This is a genomic window from Micromonospora sp. NBC_00330, assembly GCF_036136635.1.
Taxonomy (GTDB): Bacteria; Actinomycetota; Actinomycetes; order Mycobacteriales; family Micromonosporaceae; genus Micromonospora; species Micromonospora salmantinae.
On sequence record NZ_CP108012.1, the window covers coordinates 2,581,306 to 2,604,435 of the forward strand.

At 71.1% G+C, this 23,130-nt stretch carries 23 protein-coding genes; 15 read left to right on the forward strand and 8 right to left on the reverse strand.

The features are described from left to right. The first annotated feature begins 41 nt into the window (after positions 1-41). From OG598_RS11465 to OG598_RS11480, 4 genes are all read left to right on the forward strand, one after another. Positions 42-728 (forward strand): response regulator transcription factor, encoded by a 687-nt coding sequence (locus OG598_RS11465; protein ID WP_328654390.1) that lies wholly within the window; start codon positions 42-44, stop codon positions 726-728. 353 nt (positions 729-1,081) lie between these two features. Then, the gene (locus OG598_RS11470; RefSeq protein WP_210781706.1) at positions 1,082-1,849 is read left to right on the forward strand and encodes an ABC transporter ATP-binding protein; all 768 of its coding nucleotides are present in this window, start codon (positions 1,082-1,084) and stop codon (positions 1,847-1,849) included. Further along, a complete protein-coding gene (locus tag OG598_RS11475; protein WP_328654391.1) occupies positions 1,849-4,404 on the forward strand; it encodes an ABC transporter permease in 2,556 nt (851 codons plus the stop codon). Before OG598_RS11470 ends, OG598_RS11475 begins: the two co-directional genes overlap by 1 nt. Positions 4,405-4,559: 155 nt before the next feature. Further along, positions 4,560-4,937 carry a carboxymuconolactone decarboxylase family protein gene (locus OG598_RS11480; protein WP_328654392.1) on the forward strand — a complete coding sequence of 126 codons (378 nt, stop codon included), beginning with the start codon at positions 4,560-4,562 and terminating at the stop codon, positions 4,935-4,937. A gap of 45 nt (positions 4,938-4,982) precedes the next feature. On the opposite strand, the gene OG598_RS11485 is transcribed toward OG598_RS11480, so the two are convergent. Then, positions 4,983-5,639, reverse strand: coding sequence for an HAD family hydrolase (locus OG598_RS11485; RefSeq protein WP_328655316.1), 657 nt, complete (start codon positions 5,637-5,639; stop codon positions 4,983-4,985). 121 nt (positions 5,640-5,760) lie between these two features. Next, a complete protein-coding gene (locus OG598_RS11490) occupies positions 5,761-6,504 on the reverse strand; it encodes a neutral zinc metallopeptidase (RefSeq protein ID WP_328654393.1) in 744 nt (247 codons plus the stop codon). Positions 6,505-6,778: 274 nt separating this feature from the next. On the opposite strand from OG598_RS11490, the gene OG598_RS11495 reads away from it, so the two are divergent. Beyond that, positions 6,779-7,144 (forward strand): hypothetical protein, encoded by a 366-nt coding sequence (locus OG598_RS11495; protein WP_328654394.1) that lies wholly within the window; start codon positions 6,779-6,781, stop codon positions 7,142-7,144. Positions 7,145-7,150: 6 nt separating this feature from the next. Here the strand turns inward: OG598_RS11495 and OG598_RS11500 are convergent, their stop codons facing one another. Beyond that, the gene (locus OG598_RS11500) at positions 7,151-7,360 is read right to left on the reverse strand and encodes a hypothetical protein (RefSeq protein WP_328654395.1); all 210 of its coding nucleotides are present in this window, start codon (positions 7,358-7,360) and stop codon (positions 7,151-7,153) included. Between the two features lie 224 nt (positions 7,361-7,584). Here OG598_RS11500 and OG598_RS11505 point away from each other — a divergent pair, with 224 nt between their 5' ends. After that, entirely contained in the window at positions 7,585-7,977 is a 393-nt protein-coding gene (locus OG598_RS11505) for a YciI family protein (protein ID WP_238661275.1), read from the forward strand. A 4-nt stretch (positions 7,978-7,981) separates the two neighbouring features. Then, positions 7,982-9,238 carry an RNA polymerase sigma factor gene (locus OG598_RS11510; protein ID WP_442931501.1) on the forward strand — a complete coding sequence of 419 codons (1,257 nt, stop codon included), beginning with the start codon at positions 7,982-7,984 and terminating at the stop codon, positions 9,236-9,238. A gap of 48 nt (positions 9,239-9,286) precedes the next feature. On the opposite strand, the gene OG598_RS11515 is transcribed toward OG598_RS11510, so the two are convergent. Continuing rightward, a complete protein-coding gene (locus OG598_RS11515) occupies positions 9,287-10,387 on the reverse strand; it encodes a calcium:proton antiporter (RefSeq protein ID WP_328654397.1) in 1,101 nt (366 codons plus the stop codon). 110 nt (positions 10,388-10,497) lie between these two features. On the opposite strand from OG598_RS11515, the gene OG598_RS11520 reads away from it, so the two are divergent. Beyond that, complete coding sequence (locus tag OG598_RS11520) at positions 10,498-10,860, forward strand: metalloregulator ArsR/SmtB family transcription factor (RefSeq protein WP_328654398.1); 363 nt, start codon at positions 10,498-10,500, stop codon at positions 10,858-10,860. Next, positions 10,857-11,372: an SRPBCC family protein gene (locus tag OG598_RS11525; protein WP_328654399.1), complete on the forward strand. Its 516-nt coding sequence runs from the start codon at positions 10,857-10,859 to the stop codon at positions 11,370-11,372. The genes OG598_RS11520 and OG598_RS11525 overlap by 4 nt, the downstream gene beginning before the upstream one ends. A gap of 142 nt (positions 11,373-11,514) precedes the next feature. Here OG598_RS11525 and OG598_RS11530 read toward each other — a convergent pair whose 3' ends face one another. Next, positions 11,515-13,122 (reverse strand): alpha/beta hydrolase fold domain-containing protein, encoded by a 1,608-nt coding sequence (locus OG598_RS11530; protein WP_328654400.1) that lies wholly within the window; start codon positions 13,120-13,122, stop codon positions 11,515-11,517. Between the two features lie 213 nt (positions 13,123-13,335). Beyond that, positions 13,336-13,905 (reverse strand): G/U mismatch-specific DNA glycosylase, encoded by a 570-nt coding sequence (gene mug, locus OG598_RS11535; protein ID WP_328654401.1) that lies wholly within the window; start codon positions 13,903-13,905, stop codon positions 13,336-13,338. 62 nt (positions 13,906-13,967) lie between these two features. Between mug and OG598_RS11540 the strand changes: the two genes are divergently transcribed. The 5 genes from OG598_RS11540 to OG598_RS11560 all read left to right on the forward strand — a co-directional run bounded on the left by OG598_RS11540 (position 13,968) and on the right by OG598_RS11560 (position 20,885). After that, entirely contained in the window at positions 13,968-14,711 is a 744-nt protein-coding gene (locus tag OG598_RS11540) for an SAM-dependent methyltransferase (protein WP_328654402.1), read from the forward strand. A gap of 37 nt (positions 14,712-14,748) precedes the next feature. Continuing rightward, complete coding sequence (locus OG598_RS11545; RefSeq protein WP_328654403.1) at positions 14,749-15,567, forward strand: CPBP family intramembrane glutamic endopeptidase; 819 nt, start codon at positions 14,749-14,751, stop codon at positions 15,565-15,567. Between the two features lie 105 nt (positions 15,568-15,672). After that, positions 15,673-16,386 carry an alpha/beta fold hydrolase gene (locus OG598_RS11550; protein ID WP_328654404.1) on the forward strand — a complete coding sequence of 238 codons (714 nt, stop codon included), beginning with the start codon at positions 15,673-15,675 and terminating at the stop codon, positions 16,384-16,386. A gap of 392 nt (positions 16,387-16,778) precedes the next feature. Next, positions 16,779-17,966 (forward strand): ThuA domain-containing protein, encoded by a 1,188-nt coding sequence (locus OG598_RS11555; protein ID WP_442931470.1) that lies wholly within the window; start codon positions 16,779-16,781, stop codon positions 17,964-17,966. Between the two features lie 87 nt (positions 17,967-18,053). Then, the gene (locus OG598_RS11560; RefSeq protein ID WP_328654405.1) at positions 18,054-20,885 is read left to right on the forward strand and encodes a PQQ-dependent sugar dehydrogenase; all 2,832 of its coding nucleotides are present in this window, start codon (positions 18,054-18,056) and stop codon (positions 20,883-20,885) included. A gap of 44 nt (positions 20,886-20,929) precedes the next feature. Here the strand turns inward: OG598_RS11560 and OG598_RS11565 are convergent, their stop codons facing one another. Next, the gene (locus OG598_RS11565) at positions 20,930-21,697 is read right to left on the reverse strand and encodes a helix-turn-helix domain-containing protein (RefSeq protein WP_328654406.1); all 768 of its coding nucleotides are present in this window, start codon (positions 21,695-21,697) and stop codon (positions 20,930-20,932) included. An 81-nt stretch (positions 21,698-21,778) separates the two neighbouring features. Between OG598_RS11565 and OG598_RS11570 the strand changes: the two genes are divergently transcribed. After that, a complete protein-coding gene (locus tag OG598_RS11570; RefSeq protein WP_328654407.1) occupies positions 21,779-22,222 on the forward strand; it encodes a nuclear transport factor 2 family protein in 444 nt (147 codons plus the stop codon). On the opposite strand, the gene OG598_RS11575 is transcribed toward OG598_RS11570, so the two are convergent. Continuing rightward, positions 22,161-23,105 carry an acyltransferase domain-containing protein gene (locus OG598_RS11575; protein WP_328654408.1) on the reverse strand — a complete coding sequence of 315 codons (945 nt, stop codon included), beginning with the start codon at positions 23,103-23,105 and terminating at the stop codon, positions 22,161-22,163. The two genes, OG598_RS11570 and OG598_RS11575, sit on opposite strands and share 62 nt — an antisense overlap. Positions 23,106-23,130 lie beyond the last annotated feature (25 nt).

Genomic DNA, 23,130 nt, shown 5'->3' on the forward strand with positions numbered 1-23,130 from the left:
ATGACCGGTGCGCGGCACGACGTCGGCGGGAGGGGGACGAGATGAGCGATCAGGCGCCCTCGGCGCGGCCGGTGCGGATCCTGCTCGCCGACGACCAGCCGCTGCTGCGGACCGGGTTCCGGATGGTGCTGGGCGCCGAGAGCGACCTGGACGTGGTGGCGGAGGCCGGTGACGGCGTGGAGGCGGTGGAGTTGTCCCGCCGGCTGCTGCCCGACGTCGTACTGATGGACATCCGGATGCCCCGGATGGACGGGGTGGCGGCGACCCGGGCCATCGTCGACGCCCGGCTGCCGGTACGGGTGCTGGTGCTCACCACCTTCGACCTGGACGAGTACGTGGTGGGCGCGTTGCGGGCCGGCGCCAGCGGGTTCCTGGCCAAGGACGTGCCGGCCGAGGATCTGATCGCGGCGATCCGCACTGTCGCCGGCGGGGACGCGGTGGTGTCACCTCGGATCCTGCGGCGGCTGCTGGACCGCTTCGCCGAACTGCTGCCCGACCCGGCGGCGACGCCGTCGGCGGCGCTCAACGCGCTCACCGACCGGGAGCGCGAGGTGCTCGTGCAGGTCGCCCGAGGGCTGTCCAACGCCGAGATCGCGACGGTGCTGTCGGTGAGCGAAACCACCATCAAGACGCACGTCGGGCATGTGCTGACCAAGCTTCGGCTGCGCGACCGGGTGCAGGCGGTGGTGCTGGCGTACGAGTCGGGGCTGGTCCGCCCCCGGGCGTAGCCGCACCGGCCCGGGTACCTCACTCGGCGTACTCGAAGATCCCTCCGTGGGGGGACGGCTGCCGTTGCCGTCGTCACCTACCGTGACCGGAGACGGCCTGGTTCGGTTGACCCTCCTGTGGCGTCAGGTGCAAGTGTCGGTGCTGCCGCCCGACGCCGGGGAAAAGCGGTCGACCGGCCGTCGACTCAGGGGCAACCCTGATCAGACATGGGGGTGCACCCGCAGCGGGAAATCCGCGCCGGGTCCCCCCAGGGTTGGACGGAACGGGCGTACGCAGCACCGATGATTGAACAGTCGCGCCGGACCATCGGGGGGCGGCGTGCATTTTCGGACAGACGGAAGAGGTAGATGACGTGACCGCGACGGTAGGCCAGCAGGCGCAGGCCGCGGCCCGGGCGAACGACGTGTGGAAGGTGTACGGCAGCGGCGAGGCTCAGGTCATCGCGCTGCGGGGGGTCAGCGCGGAGTTCGAACGTGGCCGCTTCACCGCGATCATGGGCCCGTCGGGTTCCGGCAAGTCGACGCTGATGCACTGCCTGGCCGGCCTGGACTCGGTGACCCGGGGGACGGTGTCGATCGGTGAGACGACGGTCACGGGGCTGGGCGACGCGGGGCTGACGAAGCTGCGCCGCGACAAGGTGGGCTTCATCTTCCAGCAGTTCAACCTGCTGCCGACGCTGACGGCCAAGGAGAACATCCTTCTGCCGCTGTCGATCGCCGGTCGCAAGCCGGACCCGGCCTGGTACGACACGGTGATCGAGACGGTGGGTCTGAAGGACCGGCTGGACCACCGGCCGGCGCAGCTCTCCGGTGGGCAGCAGCAGCGGGTGGCGTGCGCCCGGGCGCTGGTCTCCCGCCCCGAGGTGATCTTCGCGGACGAGCCGACCGGCAACCTGGACTCGCGCTCCGGCGCGGAGGTGCTCAACTTCCTGCGTAACTCGGTGCGGGAGCATGGCCAGACCATCGTGATGGTCACCCACGACCCGACGGCCGCCGCGTACGCCGACCGGGTGGTCTTCCTCGCCGACGGCGAGATCGTCTCGGAGCTGATCGAGCCGACCGCCGAGACGGTGCTGGACACCATGAAGAAGCTGGACACTGCGGCCGAGGTGGGCAACTGATGTTCCGCGCGACGCTGAAGAGTCTGCTGGCCCGTAAGGTCCGGCTGATCCTGTCCGGCCTGGCGGTGGTGCTCGGGGTGATGTTCGTCTCCGGCGCGTTCGTGCTCACCGACACGTTGGGTCGCTCCTTCGACTCGGTGTTCGCCGACGGTTTCTCCGAGATCGACGTGAACGTCGCGGCGAAGCCGAAGGTGCAGGTCAACGAGATGGAGGGCGAGCAGACCGTCGCCCCGCTGCCGGCCGCCCTGGTGGACCGGGTGAAGCAGGTGCCGGGGGCGGCCTCGGCGACCGGTGTGGTCAACGCCGACGGCGCCCGGGTGATCGGCAGCAACGGCAAGGTCGTCACCTCGTTCGGTCCGCCGCAGTTGGGCGAGAACTGGACCGGCGAGAGCGAGCTGTTGAAGCTGCGTGAGGGGCGCGCGCCGCAGGCCGAGGACGAGATCGCTATCAACAAGGCGTTGGCCACGGCCGCGAAGGTGCAGGTCGGCCAGAAGGTCGGCGTGCTCACCGCGTTCGAGTCGAAGAAGCGGGACTTCACACTGGTCGGCGTCTTCGGTTACAGCGGTGACCGGGACTCGATCGGTGGGGTCAACGAGGTCTTCTTCACCACGCCGGTGGCGCAGCGGCTGATGCTGGGCGAGCCGGACGTGTTCAGCAGCATCACCGTGCAGGCCGCCGGCGGGGTCTCCGACGAGAAGCTGCGCGACGACGTGGCCCGCACCCTGGGCGCGGACTTCGAGGTGAAGACCGGCGAGCAGGTGGCCGCGGACGCCTCGGCCAGCCTGAAGGAGGGCCTGTCCTTCTTCAACAAGATCCTGCTCGGCTTCGCCGCGGTGGCGCTGCTGGTGGGCACCTTCCTGATCCTCAACACCTTCTCGATCATCGTGGCGCAGCGGACCCGGGAGTTGGCGCTGATGCGCGCCATCGGGGCCAGCGGCCGGCAGATCATCGGTTCGGTGGTGCTGGAGGCCATCGCGGTGGGGTTGATCGCGTCGGTGCTCGGCCTCGCCGCCGGTATCGGGGTGGGCGCGCTGCTGGCGTTCCTGTTCGGCAAGCTCGCCGGTGGGCTCACCCTGGCCGGGATCGGCGTGCCGGCGGCCGCGGTGATCGGTTCGTTCGCCGTCGGTCTGGTGATCACCGTGGTGGCGGCATTGCTGCCGGCGCTGCGGGCGTCCCGGATCCCGCCGATCGCGGCCATGCAGGACGTGGCCACCCCGGACCGGCCGTTGACCAAGGTCACGGTGGCCGGGTCGCTGGTCACCGGCGTCGGCGCGGTGCTGCTGTTCCTCGGGCTCAGCGGCAACGCCGGCGGTCAGACCCTGGCCACCATCCTCGGTGGGGTGCTGTTCGCCTTCATCGGGGTGGCGCTGCTGACTCCGCTGATCAGCCGGCCGGTGGTGAGCCTGCTCGGCGCGATCTTCTCCTGGTCGGTGCCGGGCAAGCTGGGCCGGCTCAACTCGGGGCGTAACCCACGTCGTACGGCGATCACGGCCGCCGCGCTGATGGTCGGCATCGCGCTGGTCACCGGCGTCACTGTCATCCTCGACTCGGCCAAGGGCAGCATCAGCGCGCTCGCCCAGGACACCATCAAGGCCGAGCTGGTGATCGCCGGCCAGCAGGGCGGCCCGCGTCCGCCGACCTTCGACCCGGGTGTGCTGGACCAGGCCAAGGCCCTGCCCGGTGTGCGGTTGGTCGACGGCGAGTACGGCGACATGGGGCGGATCGACGGCGAGAGCACCTGGGTCGCGGCGAGCAGCGACATCGCGTCGCTGCGGCAGATCTTCGGCGCGAAGCCGACCGCCGGTGACATCGACCGGCTCGGGCCGACCCAGATGCTCGCCAGCTCGGACACGGCAACGTCCCGTGGCTGGTCGGTGGGCTCCACTGTCAACGTGCAGCTGACCCGGGGCGAGGCACGCACCTACACGATCAGCGGCATCTACGAGTCGTCGCAGCTGACCAACCCGGTGACGCTGCCGGCGACCGCGGCGAAGGACTTCGCCATCCCGCAGCCCATCCAGGGCTTCATCCAGCTGGACCCGGGCACCCGGGTGTCCGACGTCCAGCCGCAGGTGGAGGCGTTGCTCGCGGACAGCCCCGAGGTGTCGGTGGCGGACCGGGACGCGTTCATCAAGCAGCAGACCAGTTCGCTCGACGGGCTGCTCACGATGATCCAGATCCTGCTCGCGCTGGCCATCGTGATCGCCGTGCTGGGCATCATCAACACCCTGGCCCTGTCGGTGCTGGAGCGGACCCGCGAGCTGGGTCTGCTGCGGGCGATCGGCCTGCGCCGGTCCCAGACCATGGGCATGATCACCGTGGAGGCGGTGGTGATCTCGGTGTTCGGCGCGCTGCTCGGCGTGGTGGTGGGCACCGGCCTCGGCGCCGCCGTGGTCGAGGCCCTCAAGGACGAGGGCATCACCGACCTGATCCTGCCCTGGGGGCAGATGGGTGTCTTCCTCGGCCTCGCCGCCATCATCGGCGTGGTGGCCGCTGTGCTCCCGGCCGTCCGGGCGGCCCGGATCAACGTCCTGGGCGCCATCGCCCACGACTGATCGGCACTGCCGAGGCCCCCGGTCGCCATCCGCGACCGGGGGCCTCGGCCTGTCCCATTCCCCCTCGGCCGCCCGTACGCGCCTGCCAGGCTGGTGCTGCCGGCAGGGCGCCGGCCCGCCCGCGATCCGGGCGGCGGAGAGCCGGGGCCGGTGACATGACCGATCAGGACACGTATCAGCGGGCACTCGACAACGCCGAGCGGCTGCTCGGGCAGCCGCTGGTCCTGCCGCTCGGCGAGGGCGAGCCGTCGGTGGGGCACGACTTCCGTCGTCTCGCCACCGTGCAGACCTTCGGCGCGGCCTGGCCCCGGGAGGGCCTGGACCTGCGCAGCCGGTGCCTGATCTCGGTGGCGATCGCCGCCGCCCTCGGCACCCACGAGCCGCTGCGCGGGCAGCTGCGCATCGCGCTGACCTCGGGCGTGACCCGGGAGGAGATCGTCGAGCTGTTCATCCACCTCGCCGCGTACGCGGGTGCGGCGCGGGCATTCGACAGCTACCAGGTGGTCGCCGCGGTCTTCGCCGAGCGCCACTGAACCCGGCCGGTCGGGAGCCCAGCGCCACCGACCCGCGCCGGGCGGTCAGCCGGCCGCCGCGGCCCGATCGGTCAGCAGCGCCGCGAGCAGCGCCAGGTCCACGCCGGTCAGGCTCTCCACCTGGTGTACGCCGACAGTGCTCGGCAACGCCACCTCCGCCGGTACGGCCAGGACCGCCGCGCCCGACGCCAGCGCGCTGGCCACCCCGGTCGGTGAGTCCTCGATCGCCACGCACCGCTCGATCGGCACACCCAGCAGCCGGGCGGCGGTCAGGTACGGCTCGGGGTGCGGCTTGGCCGCCACCACCTCGTCGCCGGCGACCACCGTGTCGAAGTTGTCCCGACCGAGGGTGTCCAGGGCGATCTCGACCAGCGCCCGAGGGCTGGAGGTGACCAGCGCGGTGGGGATCCCCGCCGCACGGACCGCGCGCAACAGGTCGAACGCGCCCGGCCGCCAGGGCAGGCCGGTGCGGAACAGCTCCAGGATCCGGGTGTTGATCCACGCCGCGCTGATCGCCGGATCCCGTTCGGGCTGCCCCAGGTCGTCGTGCAGGATGCGCATCGACTCGGCCATGGCGGTGCCGATGATCGACTGGCGGGCGTCGACGGAGAGTTCCCCGCCGTACTCCTTCGCGAGTTCCTGCAACGCGACGTCCCACAGCTTCTCGCTGTCGACCAACGTGCCGTCCATGTCGAAGAGCACAGCGGCGGGGTGATGGCTGCTCAGCGGAACCTCCAGGGTCGTGACCGACACCGGCGATCCTGCCAGCAGCCGCCGGGGGCGGTGGCGGCAACGGGCGCCAGGGTGATCCGGGCAACCCCGCTCAGCCCAGGTCGCACTCCTTCAGGGAACCCTCGTAACCCCGGAAGAACATGTCGGTGCGCTGCTCGGCGGTGCCGTGCGCCCCTTCCGCGAACCACGGCTGGTCCGGGTCGTCGCCGACCGCCGCCACCCCCTCACGGAACTCGTCCAGGTCGCCCTCGGCGAGGGTCAGGGCCTTCGAGCGCACCGAGTCGCCGAGGTACGCCCCGGCCATGCAGTCGGCCTGCAACTCCTGCTGGATGGTGAAGCTGTAGTTGATGCCGAGCCGCACCTGGATGGCGTGCGCGTACTCGTGCCCGAGCAGGTAGAACACGAACGCGTCGCCGACCTGGCGGAACGCCGCCACCGACCAGGCGACGTCGTACGCGATGAAGTCGCCCTGCGAGCAGTAGACGGCGTTGTTGCGGGGCAACGACTGGCCACCGCAGGACACCTCGCCGTCGCGCTGGTACGGGATGATCCGCCGGATCGGTCGGAACCGCTGACCGGATTCCTTGAACTGGGCCGCCCAGTACCGCTCGGCGACCTCCTCTGCGTCGGCGACGTCCTGCTCGAACTCGGCGACGCTGGTCGTGCTGTCGGCCCGGGTGGTGCTCGGTCCCGGTGACGCTGCCGACCGGTTCGCCCCTGGGCGCTCGGCCTCCGGCTCGGCCAGACCACCGCCGGCGCAGGCGAGGGAGACCAGGGCGGCGATCAGCAGACCCGCCACCGGGCCCCGCGCGTCGCGTCCGAATCGTGCCCCCACTGTGCCTCCCCAGACATCGGTGCTCAGGCTGGTAGTACCCCGACGATAGGACCGAAACGCCCGTCACCGGTTTCACGCACGGCACGGCCGGACGGTTCACAGCCCTTGGGCCCGGTTGGGCTTCGGCTCAGCGGGCCCGGGTGGGCTGGAGTGGTGCCGCGCGGCGGGCCCGGGTGGGGTGGTGTCGCGCGGCGGGCCCGGTGGGCGCGGAGCGCCGCTGCGGGGCCGCCACAATGCTCCGGGACGGGTGTCGCCGTCGAGTAAAGGAGAGGCCGTGGTGCACGAGCTGGGCAGTCGCAGCCGACGTCAACCGGCGCCGGCGCACGTCCTGTGGCGGTCACTGCGCTACCCGGACGAGGCCGGCAGCCGGCCCTGGCTGGAGTTGCGCGACGACGAGGTACCGCCCCGGGTGGTGGCGGGCTACGCGCCGACGCTGCTCGTATGGTCGTCGCTGTGGCCGCACCGACCGTTGGACCGGATCCGCTTCGACGTGACTCCCGGGCTGCCCGGCGGGGACTGCACGCTGCGTTGGACGCTCACCACCGACGGGGAGCTGCCGAGCGAGAGCACCCTCGGCCACCTACGCCACCGCCTCAACTACCTGGTCAATGGCCGGCTGCGCCGCTCGTACGGCCAGTAGGGTCGCTCAACCGCCCGACTCCCGACCTCGATGCCACGTGTCGCCCTGGTCACCGTGCCGCTCGGCCTCGTACCGCTGCTGGCGCTCCCGAGCGTCCCGCCCAGCCCGAGAGTCCTCGCCCCCGACCTCACCGACCCGCCCCCGCCGCACCACGACGACATACGCCACCGCCGCCACAAGAACGAAAACGCCCACCACCACCCACAGCACCGTCATCCCGCCAATCTAGGCCCCACCCACCACCCCTGGCCCCCGCTGATCATGAAGTTGGCGTCATCCCACTCGGCGTGTCGTGACGCTAACTTCATGATCACCGGTTCGGGTGGGGGCGGCAGAACCCGGGGTGGGTGGGATGTCCGGGTGGGGGGTTGGGGTTCGACGTTTCCTGTGGGGGCGCCGGGTGGTGTCCTCGCAGGAGGAGGGGAAGAACCGTGAAGTACATGATTTTGCTCTACGGGTCGCAGCAGGACTACGACGTGCTGTCCGGGCGGGCTTCCGACCGGCCGGCGATGTCGGCCGAGCAGATCGCGGCCATGCACAAGCACATGGAGACCTTCCACCAGGCGCTGGCCGAGTCCGGGGAGTTGGTCGACGCCCGAGGGCTGAGCGAGCCGGTGCACGCCCGCCGGGTGCAGGTGCGCGAGGGTGCACCAGTGGTCACCGACGGCCCGTACCCGGAGACCCAGGAGGTCCTCGCCGGTTACACCATCGTGGAGTGCGCCAGCTTCGACCGGGCCACCGAGATCGCCGCCGGCCTGGTCGACCCGGACGCACCCGGTGGGTACGTGGACGTGCGGCCGGTGCTCGACGGTGTCGAGGACCTGGCCGGCTGACCCGGTGCCGGAGACTCCCGCCGAGGATCTGCTGCGCGAGCTGGCGCCGCAGGTCCTCGGCGCGCTGGTCCGCCGCTACGGGCACTTCGACACGGCCGAGGACGCGGTGCAGGAGGCGCTGATCGCCGCGGCGCACGGTTGGCCGCGCGACGGCGTACCGGAGAATCCGCGTGGCTGGCTGATCACCGTGGCATCCCGTCGGCTGACCGACCTGCTGCGACGCGAGCAGGCCCGGATGCGGCGGGAGGACGCGGTGGCCCGGTGGGTGCTCCCGGAGCAGTGGCGCGCCCCCGCCGCCGACCGTCCGCCGGCGGACGCCGACGACACGCTCATCCTGTTGTTCCTGTGCTGCCACCCGGCGTTGTCGGCGGCGTCGCAGATCGCGCTCACCCTGCGGGCGGTGGGCGGGCTGAGCACCGCCGAGGTGGCGCGCGCGTTCCTGGTGCCGGAAGCGACGATGACCCGGCGGATCAGTCGGGGTAAGCAGCGGATCCGCGACAGTGGGCTGCGGTTCGCGCCGCCCACCGGCCCGGAGCGCGCCGACCGGCTCGCCGCCGTGCTGCACGTGCTTTACCTGATCTTCACGGAGGGGTACGCCCGCACCGCCGGGCCCGGCTTGCTGCGCGCCGACCTGACCGCCGAGGCGATCCGGCTGACCCGGCTGGTGCGCCGGCTGGTGCCCGAGGACCCCGAGGTCACCGGGCTGCTCGCGTTGATGCTGCTCACCGACGCCCGCGCGCCGGCGCGGATCGGCCCGCACGGTGAGCTGGTGCCGATGGCCGAGCAGGACCGCTCCCGGTGGCGGGCCGACCAGATCACCGAGGGGGTCGAGCTGATCACCGGGGCGCTGCCGCGCGGGGTGGTCGGGGCGTACCAGCTCCAGGCGGCCATCGCGGCAGTGCACGACGAGGCGCCGAGCGCGGCGGCCACCGACTGGGCGCAGATCACCGCCTTGTACGAGGTGCTCCTCGGGATGTCCGACAACCCGGTGGTGGCGCTCAACCACGCGGTGGCGGTGGCGATGAGCCGTGGCGCTCCGGCCGGGCTGGCGCTGCTCGCCGACCTGGCCGACGACCCCCGTCTCGCCGACGACCCTCGACTGCCGGCCGCTCGCGCCCACCTGTGGGAGCTGGAGGGTGAGCGGGTCGCGGCGCGGGAGGCGTACCGGATGGCGGCGGCGCGCTCGACGAACCTGGCGCAGCAGCGCTACCTGAACGCCCGCGCGGAGCGTCTCGCGGGCGACCCGCCGCCCATCGCCTGACCCGCACGAGCCGTGCGGGTCACGGACCGAGCCGGCGGGCCGTGCGGGTCACGGGCTGGCGGCCAGGAACACGAAGGCGGCCATCAGCACCAGGTGTACGCCGCCCTGCAACACGTTGGCCCGGCCGGGCACCACGGTGAGGACGGCGGTCACGGCGGTGAGCGCGAGCAGGGCGAGCTGGGTGCCGCCGAGGCCGAGCAGCAGCGGGCCGTCCAGCCAGATCGAGGCGATCGCGATGGCCGGGATGGTCAGGCCGATGCTGGCCATCGCGGAGCCGAGCGCGAGGTTCAGGCTGGTCTGCACGCGGTCGCGGCGGGCGGCGCGGGCGGCGGCCAGGGTCTCCGGCAGCAGCACCAGCAGGGCGATGATCACGCCGACGAACGCGTGCGGCAGGTTCGCCGCCGCGACGCCGGCCTCGATGGTCGGGGAGACCGTCTTGGCGTCGCCGACCACCGCGACCAGTGCCACCAGCAGCAGGCCCAGGCTGACCATCGCCGCGCGGGTCGTGGGCGGCTTGGCGTGCTCCTCCGTCTCGATGACCTGGCCCCGACTGTCGACCGGCAGGAAGTAGTCGCGGTGCCGGCCGGTCTGCACGAGCACGAACAGCCCGTAGAGCGCCAGCGAGGCGACGGCGGCGAAGGCGAGCTGGGCCGGGCTGAACTCCGGGCCGGGCCGGGCCGTGGTGAAGGTCGGGATGACCAGACTCAGGGTGGCCAGGGTGATGACGGTGGCCAGCGCCCCGCCGGTGCCTTCCGGGTTGAACACCGCGACGCGACGGCGCAGCGCCCCGAGCAGCAGGGACAGGCCGAGTATCCCGTTGCAGGTGATCATGACGGCGGCGAAGACGGTGTCCCGGGCGAGCGACTGGGTCTTCTCCGGGCCGCTGATCATCAGCGTGACGATGAGGGCGACCTCGATCACGGTGACCGCGACGGCGAGCACCAGCGACCCGTACGGCTCTCCCACCCGGTGGGCGACCACCTCCGCGTGGTGCACTGCCGCGAGCACGGCACCTCCGAGCAGCACCGCGACCACCACGATGATCGGGCCGGGCGGGCTCCGTCCCCAGGTGACGATCAACACCAGAACGGCGAGCACGGGTACGGCGAAGGTCCAGTCGGTCAGGCGGGAGCGAAGCAGGGCGGCCATCCGTACAGGGTGCCAGGTCAGGTGATCATGTGCCCACCATCGACGCACGGATCTGCGGTGTCGACGGTCCACAACCGGCAAACCCGTAACCTATGGGTTACGCTTCTGGGGTGGATGAGGTGGCCGTCGCGATCGCCGACCCGGTACGGCGGCACATCCTGACCATGTTGCGCGCCGAACCCCTCTCCGCCGGCGAGATCGCCCAGCGGTTCACGATCAGCCGGCCCGCCATCAGCCGCCACCTGCGGGTGCTGCGCGACAGCGGGCTGGTCCGTGACGAGCTGGTCGGACGGCGGAGGATCTACCGGCTCGACCCGGGCCCGCTCGCCCCGCTGCTCGACTGGCTCACCGCGCTCACCACAGTCGACCGGTGGGGCCAGCACCTCGACGCGTTGGAGACCGAGGTCTATCGCACCCGCCGAGAGCGCCGCAGCCGCGGCCCGGCGGAGCACCGAAGGGAGCACACGGCATGACCCGCACACCCGCCGGACGCCTGTTTCGCACCGACACCGGCCACGATCTCGTCCTCACCCGAACCTTCCGCGCTCCGGCGGCGGACGTCTGGGCCAGCCTGACCGAGCCGGAGCGCACGGCCCGCTGGTTCGGCCCGTGGGAGGGCGACGCCGGGCCCGGACGGACCATCCGGGTCCAGATGGCGTACGAGGAGCAGCAGCCCTGGTGTGAGGTACGCATCGACGCGTGCGAACCCCAGCAGCGCCTCGCCGTGTCGATGGTCGACGACTACGGCACCTGGCTGCTGGAGCTGTTGCTGACCGAGACCGACGGCACCACCGAGCTGCGCTTCGTGCAGCACCTGAGCAGCGTGGAGGGCATCGCCGAGGTGGGCGCCGGTTGGGAGTACTACCTGGACCTGCTGGTCGCCTCCCGGGACGGTTCGCCCCGCCCGGAGTTCGACGAGTACCACCCGGCCATGCAGCCCTACTACCAGGGACTGGTCGCCGAGGCCGCCACCCCGCACGCCTAGGGCTTTGTCAGGTCGGCTGTCGGTTGGCAGTTCGCCTTCCTGCGGGTGCGTCCGGCCGGGCATCGCGTGGCCCGGGACGCCGACGGCCTCCTGCCCGAGCGGTGGCTGATCGCCCCCTGGCCCGACGAGCAGACCGCCAGCGTCACCCGATGACCTTGGGCGCTCGCTTTGGCGCATCATCCAACGGATGTGCGGCCGGGGCCTCCCCGAACGCCTGGCGCAGGTGCACGGCGACCTCCTCTTGGGCGTGCGCGGCCTTGTCCAACACTGCGGCAAGGCCGAAGAAGTCGTGCATCACTCCCCCGTAACGGACCGAGGTGGCCCGCACGCCGGCGGCCTCCAACCGGGCGCACCACTCGTCGCCCTGGCTCTGCAGCACGTCGCGGTCGGTGGTGACGATCAGTGTCGGCGGCAGACCGGCGAGGCCCTGCGCGGAGAGCGGAAGCAGATCGACCCTGGGGTCTTTCAGGCTGTCGGTCACGCCACGGAAGGCATGCATCATCATCCAGGACAGCAGTGGACGATTCAGCGGCCGGGCGTCTGCGGCGTCCCGCATGGACGCGCCGTACTGGGCGGTGGTGGTCAGCGGGCAGACGAGCACCTGCGCCACGGGCAGTGGCTCGCCTGCCTGCTTGAGCTGACCGCAGGTCGCGGCCGCCATGTTCGCCCCGACGCCCTCGCCACCGATGGCGATGCGTGACGGGTCGCCGCCGAGCCCGATGGCGTTGGTCCGGAGCCACCGGTAGGTGGCCAGCACGTCCTCGTGGGCGGCCGGGAATACGTGCTCGGGAGCCTTGCGATACTCCGGCGACACCACTATCGCGCCCGTCCGATTGACCAGGGCGCGGCAGGACGCGTCATAGTCGTCGTTCGTGAACAGGATCCAACCGCCACCGTGCACCCACATCACAACGGGCACCGAATCGAGGGTCTGGCCGAGCGGCTTGTAGACGCGTACGACCAGATCACCACCCGGGCCGGGCACGGTGACGTCCGCCGCCGATCCGATCACTTCGGGGTCCGTCGGCCGCCCGTCCTGCTGCAGGATCTCCATCGCCGCGTCGACGAGGCTCGGCTGCTGGCGGGCCTGCTCGAGGGTGAGGAGCTCGTACGGGGCCAGTACCAGTCGGGACCAGGTGTCGAGGATCCGCTGCGCCTGGGTGTCGAGCAGGCAGGAGGCGTCGGTCGACAGGACGTTGCTGCGGCCGGACGCCCGGTCGCGCATCTTGTCCATGAACCCGGCCATCACGTACATGAGCCTGCGACGGCGTCCGGTGGGCAGGACAGTGGGATGCGAGCGGGCCGGGACCGACCGCTTGGCGGCGAGGTACCGCTCGCCGAGCCGACCCATCTCCTCCGCGCCCACCGCCCGACGCAGCGCCGGCAGGAACTCCCGTTCCTCCTTCTCGACGTGGTGCCGGATACCGCCGATCAGCTTGTGCAGCGCCCGCTCGAATTTGCGACTGCCGGGATCCGCATGGTCAAGCAGGACGAGCAGCCTCTTGAGGGCCTGGTGCTCGTCCCGCCCCTCCTCGGCGTCCGCGGCGACGCCGATCTCGGCCAGCGCCGGATACAACACCTCCTCCTCGGCGTGGGCGTGCAGGGCGCGACCGTAACTCACCTGGTCGACCAGGGTGCGCCGGTCACCGCGTCCGGCCTCGAGGTGCTCGAAGAGGCGGCTCGCCACCACGTGCTCGTCGGCGATCAGGTGGTCGAGGTCGCCCGGCAAGGTCGCGTACGGCAGCGTCATCGGACACCTCCTCCTCCACACTTACCGCAACCGGCGCGGCCTTCGCGGCATAACCTGGCATGTCGCCAAGATCCGGCGCATGCCCCTCCCAGGGATACGGACGAGCTGCGGGGGCGAACGCCCCGACCCAGCTGACCGGGGACCGCCTCACCTGCCACCAACCTGTGAAACCGCTACACCGCAACAAACGCCACCGAACCTAACAAGGCACTACTAGCGGTCCAGCTCCCGCCGCAGCTTGGCGAACTCGGCGGTCAACGCCGGCAGCGGGAAGTGCGCGTTCAGGCCGCTGGGGTTCGGCAGCACCCAGACCCGGGCCGGCCCCAGCCGGTCCGGTCGCGGGCCCAACCCGGCCTTCGGTCGGGCAAAGGCGATCCGGTACGCGGTCACCCCGAGGATCGCCACCCACTGCGGCCGGTGGCGCTCGGCCTTCACCGCCAACCCGGTGACGCCGGCCACCAACTCCTCCGAGGTCAGCTCGGCGGCGCGGGCGGTGGCCCGGTTGCTCAGGCTGGTGATGCCCAGACCCTGCCGCAGTAGCTCGTCGCGTTCCCACGAGTGCAGCTGGCGCTCGGTGAAGCCGGCCCCGTGCAGGGCCGGCCAGAATCGGCTGCCCCGGCGGGCGAACGGCTCCCCCACGGCGGCCGAGTAGAGGCCCGGGTTGTAGCCGCAGAACAGCACGCGCAGCCCGGGGCCGATGATGTCCGGCAGACTCCGGCCGGCCGCCGCCGCCACCTCCTGCGGGGTCGGCCGCCGCGCCGGCCCCGCACGCTCCGCGTCCACCCCACCGATCCTGCCGCACGCCCCGGTGCCGGACCCGACACACGGCTTGGGACCCTCAACGGATGCAGTCAACCGACCACCTCGCCGCCAGCCGTTACGCGCGGATGCGCTGGAACACTCCGCTCTCGCCGGAGCACGCCGCGTTGCTGCTGCAACGGCTCGACGTCCGCCCCGGCGCGCGTGTGCTCGATCTCGGCTGTGGCTGGGGTGAGCTGCTGCTGCGGGCGGTCGCCGCCGGCGGTGTCTCCGGCCCGGTCGCGACGCGCGGCGTCGGCGTCGACACCGACGAGGCAGCGCTCGCCCGAGGGCGGCGGCTGGCCTCGGGGCGGTCGCTGAACCGGCACGTCGCCTTCGTGATGGGGGAAGCGGCGGCCTGGCAGGAGCCGGCCGACCGGGTCCTCTGCATCGGCTCGGCACATGCCTTCGGGGGCACCGAGGCCGCCCTCGACGCCCTCGCCGCAGTGGTCCGGCCCGGTGGGCGGCTGCTGTTCGGCGACGCGTACTGGGAGCGGTCCCCCACGGCGGAGATCGCCGAGGTCTTCGGCCCGGAGGTCCCGACCCTTCCCGGGCTGGTCGAGGCCGCCCGCCGGCGGGGCTGGCGGTTGCTGCACCTGAGCACCGCCGACCAGCGGGAATGGGACGACTTCGAGTCCACCTGGCTCGCCGGCCGGCAGGAGTGGCTGCTGGCGTACCCGGAGGATCCCCGCGCGGTCGAGGTCCGCGCGGAACTCGACGACCGGTTGCGCCAGTACGTCGGCGGTTACCGGGGTGTCCTCGGCCTCGGCTACCTCGTCCTCGGCCGCTGACCGCCCGCGGTTGACGCCGCTGGCTACGCTGCGCGTGGTGAGCGCCGGATCTCGTCTCGCCCTGCCCTGGCGGATCCTCGTCGTGGCCACCGCGGCCGTGCTGGTCTGGCTGTTCCTGGGTGCCCTGCTCGGCCGTGCCTACGACCGACCCACCCACGCGATCGGGGCGGTCCTCACCACCGCTGTCGTCGTACCCCTGGTGGTCGTCGCGCGTCGCGGCCTGGACCGACGGCCCTGGGCCGGCCTCGGGTTGCCGTCGCTGCGCGCCGGCTGGCGTCGTCTGCTGTTCGGCCTGGCCTGCTGGCTCGTCCCCGCCGCGGCGGGGTTCGCGCTCTGCCTCGGTCTCGGCTGGGTCGAGATCAGTGTCCGGACGTCCGTCGGGGACGTGCTGCGGGTGGCGGCGCTGCTGGTCGTGCTGGTCTTCCTGAAGGAGGCGCTGCCGGAGGAACTGGTCTTCCGCGGGTACCTGCAACACAACCTCGCCACCCGGCTGCCCGCCTGGCAGGCCGGCGTCGGGCAGGCGGTGCTGTTCACAGTGTTCGGGTTCCTCGTCGGGGCGGCCCGATCCGTCGACCGACTGGCGCTCTTCTTCGTCTTCGCGCTGCTGCTGGGCGCCTTCCGCGCGGCCACCGGCGACATCTGGGCCGGCATCGGCCTGCACGTCGCGTTCCAGACGGTCGCTCAGCTGTTCGGCGACGTCGGGGCGGTCTTCGACGTGGGCGGCGCGGACGTCCTGGGAGTCGTGGCCATGGGGGCCGTTCCGTTCTCGGTCAGCTGGTTGGTCCTGCGACACCACTACCGGGACCGCCTGAACTGGCGCGCTCTCGCACCGGAACCCGGTGCGTCGAGGGGCTGAAGCCTGGGCGTTCGGCCACCACTCCGACCGGCGTGGGGAAGAGTGGCGGGCGAGAGCTGTCGTCGACGAGCGAGCGACGGCACGGCGTCGTGCGGAGGTTTTCGGATGAGCGACACGTCTTCGGTCGAGCCCGCCCGCAACGTGGTCCTGGTCCACGGCGCGTACGCCGACGGCTCGTCCTGGTCCGACGTCATTCCGCTGCTCCAGCGGGCCGGGCTGACGGTCACCGCGGTCCAGAACCCGCTGACCTCCCTGGCCGACGACGTCGCGGCCACCAACCGCGCCCTCGACCGCCAGGACGGTCCGACGGTGCTGGCGGGCCACTCCTGGGCCGGCACGATCATCAGCGAGGCCGGCAACCATCCGAGGGTCACCGCCCTGGTGTACGTCGCCGCCCGCGCGCCGGACGCCGGCGAGGACTACAACGCGCTAGCGGCCAAGTACCCCACGCCGCCGGCGAACGCCGGCCTCGTGCACCACGACGGGTACGCGCAGCTCAGCGAGAGCGCGTTCCTGGCCGACTTCGCCGGGGGGATCGAGGAGACCCGCGCCCGCGCCCTGTACGCGGTGCAGGGCCCGATCGCCAAGGACCTCTTCCAGGGCCGCACGACGACGGCCGCCTGGCGGGACCGGCAGTGCTATTACTCGATCTCCACTCAGGACCGCACGACAGCGCCGGAGCTGGAGCGGTTTCTGGCCGATCGGATGAATGCGACGACCATCGAGGTCGAATCATCGCATCTCGCCATGGTCACCCACCCGGAGACGATCGCCGACCTCATTCTGATGGCGACCAGGGGTACCCGCAGCCCCGCGTAGTGCGGCAGAGGCTGGCCGCGCGACGGCCGGCCGGCGGCACCACGAGTTGCCCGGGCGAGCCGTTCCCGATCTTCGTCGGTGGACATACACCGACATACGTCATACGTCTCACCTCAACCCTGGACGGGCACACTCAGCCCGGAGCGCCTGGGCTTGACGGGGCGTAGACATCGGAGGTTTACTGCGTCAACGATGCCAGTCGATGAATTTTGATCGTCCATTGTGGGCGTTCTGCGTCATCGGCTGGTTTCCGCAAGCCCCCTGCACCCCCACCACCCCGCACCACACCTCAGCCGAGCATCGGCGGCCCGGCTTCCGCACCACCGCCATCGCGGCCTCCGGCCTGCCCGTGTGCACCGCCTGAGGTCGACGCTCAGCAGAGGAGCAAGACCATGCGTTCCCGTCCCCGCCTGTTGGCACTCGTCACCGGCCTGGCCGTCATGCTGGCCAGCCTGGTCGCACTGCCGACCCCCGCCTCGGCGGCACCCCTGACCAAGGTCCTGGTGTTCAGCAAGACCGCCGGCTTCCGGCACTCGTCCATCCCCAACGGCATCGCCGCGATCCAGCAGCTCGGCTCGGCCAACGGCTTCACAGTGACCTCGACCGAGGACGCCGCCCAGTTCACCACCTCCAACCTGGCCCAGTACCAGGCGGTGGTCTTCATGTCGACCACCGGCGACGTCCTCAACGCCAGCCAGCAGAGCGCGTTCGAGTCGTACATCGCCGCCGGTGGTGGCTACGTCGGCGTGCACGCCGCGGCCGACACCGAGTACAGCTGGCCGTGGTACGGCTCGCTGGTCGGAGCGTGGTTCGACTCGCACCCGGCGATCCAGAACGCCACAGTGAAGATCGAGGACCAGACCAACCCGTCGACCGCCCACCTCGGCACCACCTGGGTCCGCTCCGACGAGTGGTACAACTACCGCACCAACCCCCGCTCCAGCGCCCGGGTGCTGGCCAGCCTCGACGAGTCGTCCTACAGCGGCGGCAACATGAGCGGCGACCACCCGATCACCTGGTGCAAGGCGTACGGCGGCGGGCGCGCCTGGTACACGGGCCTCGGGCACACCGAGGCGTCGTACACCGACCCGAACTTCACCCGGATGCTGCTCGGCGGCCTCCAGGTCGCCGCGGGCTCCGTGACGGCTGACTGCTCGCCGCGCACCACGACCCCGCCGCCCACCGCCAGCGGCTCCACGCTGCGGGCCCGCGCCAACAACCAGTACGTCAGCTCCCCCAACGCCACCACCCCGCTGATCGCCAACAAGACCTCGGTGGGCACCACCGAGCGGTTCGACCTGGTGAACCTCGCCAACGGCAACGTGGCGCTGCGCGCCAAGGGCAACGGGCAGTTCGTCGCCGCCGAGAACGCCGGCGCCGCCGCGCTGATCGCCAACCGGGCCACCGCCGGCGCCTGGGAGACCTTCCAGCTCGTCCGCAACTCCGACGGCACGGTGAGCCTGCGGGCCACGGTCAACAACCGTTACGTCGCCGCCGACAACGGTGGCGGGTCCCCGCTGATCGCCAACCGGACCTCCATCGGTCAGTGGGAGAAGTTCGACCTGGTCACCACCAACTGACCTGGTCCCCCGCTCGTTTTCCACCACCCCACCTGGTCGTGGTGCGCCCCCGCGCGCCCGTCCACCGGTCGTCGAGAAAGGACGATCATGCTCTCGTACCCCCGGCGCTGGCCCCGGGCCCTCCTCGCGGCGGTCACCACCGTCGCGAGCGTGGCCCTGGCTGTGGCCGCACCGTCCACCGCGCAGGCGGCGGTCATCCCCGCCTCGGACTATCAGCAGGTCAAGCTCGCCACCGGCTCGGGTGAGCTCGGTGAGGCCATGTCCCTGGCCGTCCTGCCCAACCGCTCGGTGCTGCACACCGCCCGCAACGGCGTCCTGCGGGTGACCGACGTGGCCGGCAACACCAAGGTCTCCGGCACCCTGTCGGTCTACACGCACGACGAGGAGGGGTTGCAGGGCGTTGCCGTCGACCCCAACTTCGCCAGCAACCGGTGGATCTACCTGTACTACTCCCCCACGCTGAGCACCCCGTCCGGGGACGCACCGACCACCGGCTCGCAGTCCGACTGGGACCGGTGGAAGGGGCACCTGCGGTTGTCGCGGTTCACCCTGAACAGCGACGACACGCTCAACCTGGGTAGCGAGAAGATCGTGCTCCAGGTCGCCAACGACCGTGGGCAGTGCTGCCACGTCGGTGGTGACCTGGACTTCGACGGCGCCGGCAACCTGTACCTGACCACCGGCGACGACACCAACCCGTTCGAGTCGTCCGGCTACGCGCCGCTTGACGAACGGACCAACCGCAACCCGCAGTTCGACGCCCAGCGCTCGGCGGGCAACACCAACGACCTGCGGGGCAAGGTGCTGCGGATCAAGCCGCAGGCGGACGGCACGTACACGATCCCGTCGGGCAACCTGTTCGCGCCCGGAACGTCGGGCACCCGCCCGGAGATCTACGCGATGGGTCTGCGCAACCCGTTCCGGATGAGCGTCGACAAGGCGACCGGTGTCGTCTACCTCGGCGACTACGGCCCCGACGCCGGGTCCACGAACTCCAGCCGTGGCCCCTCCGGTCAGGTCGAGTTCAACCGCATCGCGGCGCCCGGCAACTACGGCTGGCCGTACTGCACCGGCAGCAACACCAGCACGGAAACATACAATGAATACACCTTCCCGTCCGGGCCGTCGCAGTCCAAGTACAACTGCACGGGCGGGCCGACCAACAATTCGTTCCGCAACACCGGGCTCGGCACGTTGCCCGCGGCGAAGCCGGCCTGGATCAAGTACGCAGGCGATTCCGGTTCGCCGTCGGAGTTCGGCAGCGGCTCGGAGTCGCCGATGGGTGGGCCGGTCTACCGGTACGACGCCTCGCTCAACTCCAGCATCAAGTTCCCGGCCTCGCTGAACGGTCAGTTCTTCGCCGGTGAGTACGGCCGCCGCTGGATCAAGGCCATCGCGATCAACTCCGACGGCTCGCGCGGGGAGATCTCCAACTTCCCGTGGACCGGCACCCAGGTCATGGACATGGCCTTCGGCCCGGACGGCGCCCTGTACGTACTGGACTACGGCACCGGCTCGAACAACCAGGCGCTCTTCCGGATCGAGTACATCGGTGGCGGCAACCGCAGCCCGATCGCTGTCGCCTCGGCGAACCCCACGTCGGGGGCCAACCCGTTGACCGTCAACTTCTCGTCGGCCGGCAGTTCCGACCCCGAGGGCGGCGCGCTCAGCTACCTGTGGACCTTCGGCGACGGCACCACGTCGACGGCGGCGAACCCCACAAAGACGTACACCACCAACGGCTCGTACAGCCCCACCCTGAAGGTCACCGACCCGACCGGCCTGTCCGGCACGGCGAGCCTGATCGTCACAGTGGGCAACACCGCACCGACGGTGTCCCTCACCTCGCCCACCGACGGCCAGCTGTTCACCTTCGGTGACACGGTGCCGTACCAGATCTCGGTGAGCGACCCGCAGGACGGCACCATCGACTGCTCCAAGGTGAGCCTGACGTACGCGCTGGGCCACGACAGCCACGCCCACCAGATCACCTCGAAGACCGGGTGCAGCGGCACGATCACCGTGCCGACAGACGGTGAACACGACTCGGCGGCCAACATCTACGGGGTCTTCGACGCCGCGTACACCGACAACGGTGGGCTCACCACGCACAGCATCAAGACGCTGCAACCCAAGCACCGCCAGGGTGAGCACTTCAGCGCCCAGTCCGGTGTCCAGGCCACCGACCACACCAACGCCGAGGGTGGCCGCACGGCCGGGTTCATCGAGAACAACGACTGGATCTCCTACCAGCCGTACAACCTGTCCAACGCGAACCGGTTCACCGCGCGGGTCTCCTCGGCCGGCGCCGGCGGCACCATCGAGGTTCGCGCCGGGTCGGCAACCGGCACCCTGCTGGGCACCGCCACGGTGCCGGTGACCGGTGACTGGGAGACCTTCGTCGACGTCTCCACCGCCATCAGCAACCCGCCGAGCGCGTCGACCACTCTGTACCTGGTGTTCAAGGGTGGCTCGGGCAACCTGTTCGACGTGGACGCGTTCACCTTCACCACCGGTACCACCACCCCCAGCGGAGGGATCACGCTGCGGGCGCAGGTCAACAACCAGTACGTGTCGGCCGTCGGCACCAACCCGCTGATCGCCAACAAGGCCAGCGTCTCGACGACCGAGCAGTTCGACCGGGTGGACGCCGGCAACGGCAACATCGCCCTGCGATCCCGCGCCAACGGGCTGTACGTCTGCGCCGACAACGCGGGCGCCAATCCGTTGATCGCGAACCGCACGACGATCGGACCGTGGGAGACGTTCCAGATCATCAACAACTCCGACGGGACTGTCGGTCTGCGGGCTCTGGCCAACAACCAGATCGTGGCCGCCGAGAACGCCGGCGCTGGATCACTGATCGCCAACCGGACGTCGGTCGGGTCCTGGGAGAGGTTCGTCCTGACCACCGGCTGACCAGCACGTGGTGGGCCCGGCCTGGGCGGTGACCAGGCCGGGCCCTACCGTGTGAAGTAGGCGGCGCTCTGCTGGTCCGCCGGGTAGTAGGACTCCACAGCGATCTCCTCGATGGTGATGTCCATCGGGGTGCCGAACGTGGTGATGGTCGAGAACAGCCGCAGCTCGCGTCCACCGATCCGCAGGATCATCGGGATCACCACGTCGGCGTCGACCCGTTGGTCCGGCGGCTCCTCGGGCAGCGGGCTCAGCAGTTCTTCGTAGAGCGCCGCGAGTTCCGCGTCGGGCGCGGCGGCGAGCTGGCGCGAGATCCGGCTGCGGAACACCGCCCGCACGTCGGCCAGGTTGACGACCAGGGGGGCGAGCCCACGCGGGTGCAGGCCCAGCCGAACCAGGTTCACCGGCGGCCGCAACAGGTCGGGCGCCGCGTACGCGAAGAACGGGTCGACCGCGCGGTTGGTCAACACGATGTTCCACCGGCGGTCGAAGACCAGCGCCGGATAGGGCTCGTGCGCCCGAAGCACCCTGCGGACCGCGTCGAGGGCACCCGCCAGGGCAGTGTCGTCGAGCGGGCGCTGCGCGTACCGGGGCGCGAATCCGGCGGCGAGCAACAACTGGTTGCGATCACGCAGTGGCACGTGGAGTTGATCGGCGAGCCGGAGGATCATGTCGGCGCTCGGCGTGGACTTGCCGGTCTCGACCAGGCTGACGTGCCGAGCCGAGACATCCGCGGCGATCGCCAGGTCGAGTTGGCTGAGCCCCCGGCGCTTGCGCCACTGCCGCAGGAGTTCCCCGACCGCATACACGATCATGAGCCTACTCATCGTCGCTCGGGACGCCATGAAGTGCGATGTCATCGACAAGCGCACGAGGCCGGGCGAACACTTGCGGCCATGACCACCGAGAACAAGAGCATCGTCGGACGTGCGTTGGCAGGGCTGGTCGACACCGGCGACGTCGACACGCTCGCGTCGTACCTGAGCGAGGACTTCACCCATCACCGGTCGGATTCGACGACCTCGACCAGGACGCAGTGGCTCGCCGCGGTCCGCGCCGCGCTGGGCCCGACCGCCGGCATGCGGGTCGACATCCTGCACCTCCTGGCCGACGGTGACCACGTCGTGGTGCACTCGCGACGCCGACTCCCCGATGGAGGGCCGGAGATCGTGGTCGTCGACGTCCTACGCATCGCCGACGGATTGATCGCGGAGGTGTGGGAAGTCATCGAACCGGCGACCCACACCGCCGCCAACGACGCGTGGTGGGACACACGCCCTAGATCGGGAAGCGGCCGTGGCGCCAGTGCCAGTGGCCGCCGGCCCGCAGGTGGTCGATGATCGCGCGCTCGAGCACCGTGCGGCGCGGCAGCTCGTCGAGCGGCGTGGTCAGGGTCCGGAACCCGAACCGCAGCACCTCGATGTCGGCGTCCGGCCCTGCCGACTCGTCGTAGGGCTCCAGCTCGAACCGGCGCTGGAACCGCACGATGTTGGAGTCCTCCGGAAGGTACTCCCGCAGTTGCGGGTCGAGCAGCCACGAGGCGCAGGAGAACGCGGTGTAGCGCTCGTCGGGAAAATGCCGGGGGAAGAACGCGCGGGCCTCGTCGAGGGACGCCGCGACCGCCTCCGGGGTCAACGGCCCCGAATCGGGGACGTGCAGGCCGATGGCGCCGGCGCCACGCTGGTGCTGTAGTCGGCCCAGCTCGTAGACGCTGCCGCGCGAGTGCTGCGTCAGCCAGCTCTGCATGATCGGCCAGCCCTCGCCGCGCATCCGTCGGTCGATGGCGAGGTTACGGCCCAGGTCAGCCAGGGTCACCCAGGTCACGGCATCGGGGATGCCGTGGTCGCGGTGGTACCCGCGCACCACGTCAACCAGGGCCAGGTACGCGTACACGTAGAGATGGCGCCAGGCAGGCCCGCGCTCTCGCGGCAGCTCCGGGCCGGGCGACAGCCAGTCGTAGCCCGCGAGGTCGGCGCGGACCAGGGCGATCGAGCGGTCGAGCAGCCAGCGCAGCTCCGGGGTCCAGAGCGGAGAGTCGGGGTCGGGCCAGCCCGCCATGACCTCGGCGGCGTCGTCCGGGCGCACGGCGAGCCGGTCGAGGAGCGCGGGCGCGTCGGCCTTGGCTGGCAACGGAGCTGACGGCCCGTCACCGGCGAGCCAGTGCACGCGGTCGACCTCCTCGACGGGCACCCCGAGCCGGGCTGCGGTGTCGTCCAGATCCACGCCGACGACCATACCGGCCGGCGGG

Excerpts from the sequence above, each read along its gene's own strand:
- OG598_RS11465 (WP_328654390.1), top strand. The coding sequence starts at position 42 with ATGAGCGATCAGGCGCCCTCGGCGCGGCCGGTGCGGATCCTGCTCGCC.
- OG598_RS11475 (WP_328654391.1), top strand. The coding sequence starts at position 1,849 with ATGTTCCGCGCGACGCTGAAGAGTCTGCTGGCCCGTAAGGTCCGGCTG.
- OG598_RS11480 (WP_328654392.1), top strand. The coding sequence starts at position 4,560 with ATGACCGATCAGGACACGTATCAGCGGGCACTCGACAACGCCGAGCGG.
- OG598_RS11500 (WP_328654395.1), bottom strand. The coding sequence starts at position 7,360 with ATGACGGTGCTGTGGGTGGTGGTGGGCGTTTTCGTTCTTGTGGCGGCG.
- OG598_RS11505 (WP_238661275.1), top strand. The coding sequence starts at position 7,585 with ATGATTTTGCTCTACGGGTCGCAGCAGGACTACGACGTGCTGTCCGGG.
- OG598_RS11515 (WP_328654397.1), bottom strand. The coding sequence starts at position 10,387 with ATGGCCGCCCTGCTTCGCTCCCGCCTGACCGACTGGACCTTCGCCGTA.
- OG598_RS11525 (WP_328654399.1), top strand. The coding sequence starts at position 10,857 with ATGACCCGCACACCCGCCGGACGCCTGTTTCGCACCGACACCGGCCAC.
- OG598_RS11530 (WP_328654400.1), bottom strand. The coding sequence starts at position 13,122 with ATGACGCTGCCGTACGCGACCTTGCCGGGCGACCTCGACCACCTGATC.
- OG598_RS11540 (WP_328654402.1), top strand. The coding sequence starts at position 13,968 with ATGCAGTCAACCGACCACCTCGCCGCCAGCCGTTACGCGCGGATGCGC.
- OG598_RS11550 (WP_328654404.1), top strand. The coding sequence starts at position 15,673 with ATGAGCGACACGTCTTCGGTCGAGCCCGCCCGCAACGTGGTCCTGGTC.
- OG598_RS11555 (WP_442931470.1), top strand. The coding sequence starts at position 16,779 with ATGCGTTCCCGTCCCCGCCTGTTGGCACTCGTCACCGGCCTGGCCGTC.
- OG598_RS11560 (WP_328654405.1), top strand. The coding sequence starts at position 18,054 with ATGCTCTCGTACCCCCGGCGCTGGCCCCGGGCCCTCCTCGCGGCGGTC.
- OG598_RS11565 (WP_328654406.1), bottom strand. The coding sequence starts at position 21,697 with ATGATCGTGTATGCGGTCGGGGAACTCCTGCGGCAGTGGCGCAAGCGC.
- OG598_RS11570 (WP_328654407.1), top strand. The coding sequence starts at position 21,779 with ATGACCACCGAGAACAAGAGCATCGTCGGACGTGCGTTGGCAGGGCTG.